Raw genomic sequence first — 6015 nt, forward strand, 5'->3', positions numbered from 1 at the left:
GCGCGGCGGCGCCCGCGGAGGGCGCTCACACCCGCGGATCGACTACCCTCGCCTGGTGCGCATCGCGATCGTCGGAGCCGTGCTCACCGCGCTCGGCCTCGTCGCGGTGGCGAGCGGCGTGCTGCCGCTCGACGCGGTCGCCGCGCTCGCGGAGCGCTCCGCGCCCATCCTCGGCTTCGTCGTCGCGATGACGGTGGTCGCCGAGCTCGCGGCGGAGGCGGGCGTCTTCCGGGCGCTCGCGGAACGGCTGGCGCGGATGGCGGGCGGGCGGGCCATCCTGCTATGGCTGCTCGTCGTGGTGCTCGCGACGGCCTCGACCGTCTTCCTCTCGCTCGACACGACGGCCGTGCTGCTCACGCCGGTGGTGGTCTCGCTCGCGGCGCACGTGCGGCTGCCGCCGATCCCGTTCGCGCTGACGACCGTGTGGCTCGCGAACACGGCCTCGCTGCTGCTGCCCGTCTCGAATCTGACGAACCTGCTCGCGGCCGAGCGGCTCGCGCTGCACCCGCTCGAGTTCGCCGCGCTGATGGCCGCGCCGGCGCTCGTCGCCGTCGTGGTGCCCGCGGTCATCGTGCTGCTCGTGCGGCGGCGGGAGCTCGCGGCCCGCTTCGTCCCCGACGAGCCCGCCGCGATCGGCGACCGCCCGCTGTTCTGGACCGCCGTCGGCGTGCTGGCCGCGCTCGTGCCGCTGCTCGTCTCGGGCCTTCCGGTGTGGCTGCCGGCGAGCGGGGCGGCGCTCGTGCTCGTCGTCGTGTTCGCCGTGCGCCGACGCCGGGTGCTGCGGCCCGGGCTCGCGCCGTGGTCGCTCCTCGTGTTCGTGTGCGGGCTCTTCCTCGCGATGCAGGCGGCGCACGAGCTCGGCGCGACCGCCGTGCTCGGCGAGCTCGCGGGCACGGGGGAGGGTCCGCTCGAGCTGCTGCGGCTCACCGGGGCATCCGCGCTCTCGGCGAACGCGATCGACAACCTGCCCGCGTTCCTCGCCCTCGAACCGTTCGCCGCGTCGCCGCTGCGCACCGCGGCCCTCCTCATCGGCGTCAACGCGGGCGCGATCGTCACGCCGTGGGCGTCGCTCGCGACGCTGCTCTGGCACCAGCGGCTCGTGGCGATGGGCGTCGAGATCTCGTGGTGGCGCTACGTCGCGCTCGGGCTGCTCGTCGCGCCGCTCACGGTCGCCGGGGCGACGCTCGGGCTGGCGCTCGCGGCGGGCTGAGCGCGCAGGAGCGGGATGCCTCGGCGGGCCGCGCCCGCCCGCGCCCGGCTCACTCGTGCAGGGCGGCGTCGACGATCTCGCGCGCCTCGGCGGCGTCGACGCCCACGCGGCGGGCGAGGGCCGCGAAGTCGGCGGCGGCGCGCTGCAGGGCCCGGCGCCCGGCGTCGCCGTGCTCGGCGATGACGGTGCCGTTGCGGCCCCGGGTCTCGATCACGCCGTCGCCCTCGAGCGCGCGGTAGGCCTTCGCGACGGTGTTCGTGGCGAGCCCGAGCTGTTCGGCGAGGGCGCGCACGGTCGGCAGCCGGTCGCCGGGGGCGAGCCGCCCGGACTGCACCGCGTCGACGACGGCGGCGCGCAGCTGCTCGAACGGGGCGGTCGCCGCATCCGGATCGATCGTGAGCGACAGGCCGGCGCCGGGCTTCGACATCGGGGGCCCGCTCAGTCCCGCACCCGGTTCACGAGGCGCGAGAGCACGATCGCGCTGCGGGTGTGGTCGACGTTGGGGGCGATGCGCACCCGTTCGAGCGCGTCCTCGAGGGAGGCGATGTCGCGCGCGCGGATCTGCACGATCGCGTCGGCGGAGCCGGTGACGGTTCCCGCGTAGACGACCTCGGGCACCTCCTGGAGGATGCGCTTCAGCTCCTCCGGGGCGACCGTGCCGCGGCAGAACAGCTCGACGTAGGCCTCGGTGGACATGCCGTCGACGGTCGGGTCGACCTGGATCGTGAAGGAGCGGATGACGCCCTCGGCGACGAGCTTGTCGACGCGCCGCTTCACCGCCGAGGCGGAGAGCCCCACGGAGGAGCCGATGTCGCCGTAGCCGGCACGGGCGTTCTGCCGCAGAAGATCGAGGATCGCTCGGTCCAGGTTGTCCATGGAACGCGAGTGTACGCGGGACTCTTGCGCGCCGTCGTCCGGTCGCGCGCGAATCCTGCGGGTCGTTGCGGAATCGTTCGCAAACGGGGCACAGAAGGTGCCGTGCGGGAGTGGTTCAGGCGGGGGCGACCGTGGCGCGGCGCGCGCGGAGGCCGTCGAGGAGGGCCCGGATGCCGAGCTCGAAGGCCGCGGCGGCGCTCGTCGACTCCTCGTACTCGGGGTCGAGCGCGGCGTGCACCCGGGCGAGCTCGGCCGGCACCGAGGACTGGTCGAGCATGTCGCTCGGCGCCACGAGGTCGAGCGCGGAGCCGAGCACGTGCGCCTCGACGGTGCGCATCACGGCGACCGCGTCGTGCATCGGCCAACCGGCCTCGATCAGGGCGCCGATCACGACGTCGTAGATCTCGAACGTCGAGATGTCCCGGATCGGGGTGGTCGCGAGGATGCGGATGAGGTTCGGGTGCGCGGCGAAGACCCGCAGGTAGGAGCGCGCCCACGCTTCGAGCGCGACGTCCCAGGGCTCGTCGGCGAAGGGGGTGGTGTCGATGCCCACGACGATGTGCGCGCGCACGAGCTCGATCAGCTCGTCGCGGCTGCCGACGTGGTTGTAGAGCGAGGAGACCTGCCGGTGCACCCTCGTGGCGAGGGAGCGCATCGTGAGCGCCTCGCTGCCCTGCTCGTCGACGATCGCGAGGGCGGCGAGGACGAGCTGCTCGCGGTTGACGGTCGGCATCCCGGCATCCCCCTCTTCCCTCAGCCCTGCCGAGAGTGTAGCCTCTCAACACCCACACGAACAGTGTTCGTATGAACGCTGTTCGTTCGAGTGAAAGCAACGGTGCATGACGGCGATCCACTTCTCCGGCGGAACGATCTGGCGCGGCGCGGGCGAGCCCGCGGCGCGCTCCCTGCTCGTCGACGGCGGGGTGATCGTCGCGCTCGACGACGCGGCCGACGCCGCGGCCGAGCGGGCCGAGCAGCTCGAACGCGTCGAGCTCGACGGCGGATTCCTGATGCCCTCCTTCGGCGACGGCCACGCCCACCCGCTCTTCGGCGGGCTCGAGGCCGAGGGCCCCGCGGTGCGCGGCCGCACCTCCGTCGAGGAGATCGTCGCCGCCGTCGGCGAGTACGCCGCGGCCCACCCCGACGAGGAGTGGATCTTCGGCGCCTCCTACGACCCCAGCCTCGTCGAGGAGGGCCTCTTCGACGCCCGCTGGCTCGACGCCGCCGTGCCCGACCGGCCCGTCGTGCTGCGCGCCTACGACTACCACACGGTGTGGGTGAACTCCCGGGCGCTCGAGCTCGCCGGCATCGACGCGTCGACGCCCGAGCCGGTGCTCGGCGAGATCTGCCGCCGCGCCGACGGCAGCCCGCTCGGCACCCTCCGCGAGTGGGGCGCGGTCGACCTCGTCTTCGACGCCGCCCCGGTGCGGCCGGCCGAGCAGCGCATGCGCGCGCTCGTGCGGGCCGGCGAGTACTACCTCGCGCGCGGGGTCACCTGGGTGCAGGATGCCTGGGTCGAGCCCGGCGACGTCGACAGCTACCTCGAGGCGGCGGAGCGGGGCATCCTCCCCGTCCGCTTCAACCTCGCCCTGTACGCCGATCCGCGGCGGTTCCCCGCGCAGCTGCCGACCATGCTCGACTCGCGCGAGCGGGTGCAGGCGCTCGGCTCGCCCATGCTGACCGCGCACACCGTGAAGTTCTTCGCCGACGGCGTCATCGAGTCCGAGACGGGGGCGCTGCTGGAGCCCTACTGCTCCGCGCTGCACAAGCACGGGATGTCGGTCTGGGAGGGCGAGTCCCTCGCCGAGGCCGTGCGCGCGGTCGACGCCGCCGGCTTCCAGGTGCACATCCACGCCATCGGCGACGCCGCCGTGCGGCAGGCGCTCGACGCGATCGAGGGCGCCATCGCCGCGAACGGCCCGCGCGACCGCCGCCCCGTCATCGCCCACGCCCAGCTCGTCGACGACGCCGACCTCGACCGCTTCGCCGAGCTCGGCGTCATCGCCTGCATGCAGCCGCTGTGGGCGCAGCTCGACGGGCTGATGACCGTGCTCACCGTGCCCCGGCTCGGCCAGGAGCGCGCCGACCGCCAGTACCGCATGGCCTCGCTCGAGGCATCCGGCGCTGCGCTGTCCTTCGGCTCCGACTGGCCGGTCAGCTCCGGCGCCCCGCTCGACGGCCTCGCGATCGCGGTGTCGCGGCAGACCGCCGACGGCGTGCCCGCCGGCGGCTGGACGCCCGCCGAGATCCTCGACCCGGCGATCGCCTTCGACGCCTACTCGGCCTCCGTGGCCCACCAGGGCTTCGCCGACCGCGCCGCCGCCCCGTGGGGGCGCATCGAGCCCGGCGCGAGCGCCGACTTCGTCGTGCTCGCCGCCGACCCCCGGCAGCTCGCCCCCGCCGAGCTGCCCGCCCTCGCCATCCGCTCCACCTACCTCGCAGGAAGCCCCCGATACCGCGGCGCAGCGTAGCGCCGCACCACGAAAGGAAACCCGGCCATGTCCCAGGCTTCGCCCCACGATCCCCTGATCTCGGCGACCACCGCCACCGCGCAAGTCACGGAGGGCCGCTTCAAGCGCGTGCTCGGCGTGCCCTCGCTCGTGCTCTTCGGGCTCGTCTACATGGTGCCGCTCACCGTGTTCACGACCTACGGCATCGTCACGCAGGTCACCGGCGGCCGGGTGCCCGTCGCCTACCTGATCACCCTCGTCGCGATGGTCTTCACGGCGCGCTCCTACGCCAGGATGTCGGTCGCCTACCCGTACGCGGGATCGGCGTACGTCTACACGCAGCGGAGCTTCGGCGGCGCGGTCGGCTTCCTCTCCGGCTGGGCGCTGCTGCTCGACTACCTGTTCCTGCCGATGATCAACTACCTGGTGCTCGGCATCTACCTCTCGGCGTCGTTCCCCGGCATCCCCGCGTGGGTGTTCGTCGTCGCCGCGATCGCGCTCGTGACGATCCTGAACGTCGTCGGCATCGTCTCGGTGAACCGGGCCAACTTCGTCATCATCGCCGTGCAGACGATCTTCATCGTCGTCTTCGTCGCGCTCGGCTTCTCGACGGCGGCCGGCAACGGCGTCGACCCGCTGCTGCCGTTCCAGGGCGACGGCACGGTCGACGGCTTCGGGGCGCTGTTCGCGGGCGCCGCCATCCTGTGCCTCTCGTTCCTCGGCTTCGACTCGGTGTCGACGCTCGCCGAGGAGGCGAAGGACTCGAAGCGCACCGTGCCCCGGGCGATCATGATCACCACGATCAGCGCGGGCCTCGTGTTCGTGCTGCTCTCCTACGTGGCCCAGCTCGTGTTCCCCTCGAACGACTTCACCTCGGTGGATGCCGCGGGCGTCGACGTCGTGAGCGCCGCGGGCGGGCAGTGGCTGTCCACGCTGTTCATCGCGGGCTACGTCGCCGGTGCGACCGGATCGGCGCTGACCTCGCAGGCCTCGGTCGCGCGCATCCTCTTCGCGATGGGGCGCGACGGCGTGCTGCCGCGCCGGGTGTTCGGCCACCTGAACAAGCGATTCGGCACGCCGGTGGTCGCGATCCTGATCGTCTCGGCGATCTCGCTGCTCGCGCTCGTGTTCGACCTGACGCTGCTCAGCGAGATGATCAGCTTCGGCGCGCTCATCGCGTTCTCGGTGGTGAACCTCTCGGTCGTGAAGCACTACTTCCTCGACGGCAAGGAGCGCACCGGCCTCGGGGTGCTGAACAACCTCGTGCTGCCGCTCATCGGCTTCGCGCTGACGGTGTGGCTGTGGACGAGCCTCTCGGGCCGCACCTTCATCATCGGCCTGTCCTGGCTCGCGCTCGGCGTCATCATCCTCGCGATCGTGACGCGCGGCTTCCGCCGGCCGACGCCGATGCTCGACCTGAAGGAGTAGGCGCTTCGCCGCCCTTCAGGGGTGCCCGACGTTCATGAACGTCGGGCAACC

6 protein-coding genes are annotated in these 6015 nt (G+C 73.0%); 3 read left to right on the plus strand and 3 right to left on the minus strand.

All coding sequences use genetic code 11. The features are described 5' to 3' along the window. Positions 1 to 55: 55 nt before the first annotated feature. Positions 56 to 1210, plus strand: coding sequence for an SLC13 family permease (locus IEY71_RS10230; RefSeq protein ID WP_189085246.1), 1155 nt, complete (start codon positions 56 to 58; stop codon positions 1208 to 1210). 49 nt (positions 1211 to 1259) lie between these two features. On the opposite strand, the gene IEY71_RS10235 is transcribed toward IEY71_RS10230, so the two are convergent. From IEY71_RS10235 to IEY71_RS10245, 3 genes are all read right to left on the minus strand, one after another. Beyond that, entirely contained in the window at positions 1260 to 1637 is a 378-nt protein-coding gene (locus tag IEY71_RS10235; protein WP_189085247.1) for a GntR family transcriptional regulator, read from the minus strand. 11 nt (positions 1638 to 1648) lie between these two features. Next, positions 1649 to 2086: an Lrp/AsnC family transcriptional regulator gene (locus IEY71_RS10240; protein ID WP_189085248.1), complete on the minus strand. Its 438-nt coding sequence runs from the start codon at positions 2084 to 2086 to the stop codon at positions 1649 to 1651. A 115-nt stretch (positions 2087 to 2201) separates the two neighbouring features. Further along, complete coding sequence (locus IEY71_RS10245; RefSeq protein WP_189085249.1) at positions 2202 to 2819, minus strand: TetR/AcrR family transcriptional regulator C-terminal domain-containing protein; 618 nt, start codon at positions 2817 to 2819, stop codon at positions 2202 to 2204. Between the two features lie 106 nt (positions 2820 to 2925). On the opposite strand from IEY71_RS10245, the gene IEY71_RS10250 reads away from it, so the two are divergent. Together IEY71_RS10250 and IEY71_RS10255 are read left to right on the plus strand one after the other, a co-directional pair. Further along, positions 2926 to 4557: an amidohydrolase gene (locus IEY71_RS10250; protein WP_189085250.1), complete on the plus strand. Its 1632-nt coding sequence runs from the start codon at positions 2926 to 2928 to the stop codon at positions 4555 to 4557. A 27-nt stretch (positions 4558 to 4584) separates the two neighbouring features. Further along, positions 4585 to 5964 carry an APC family permease gene (locus IEY71_RS10255; protein ID WP_189085251.1) on the plus strand — a complete coding sequence of 460 codons (1380 nt, stop codon included), beginning with the start codon at positions 4585 to 4587 and terminating at the stop codon, positions 5962 to 5964. Positions 5965 to 6015 lie beyond the last annotated feature (51 nt).

The organism is Agromyces mediolanus (assembly GCF_014648575.1).
Classification (GTDB): domain Bacteria; phylum Actinomycetota; class Actinomycetes; order Actinomycetales; family Microbacteriaceae; genus Agromyces; species Agromyces mediolanus.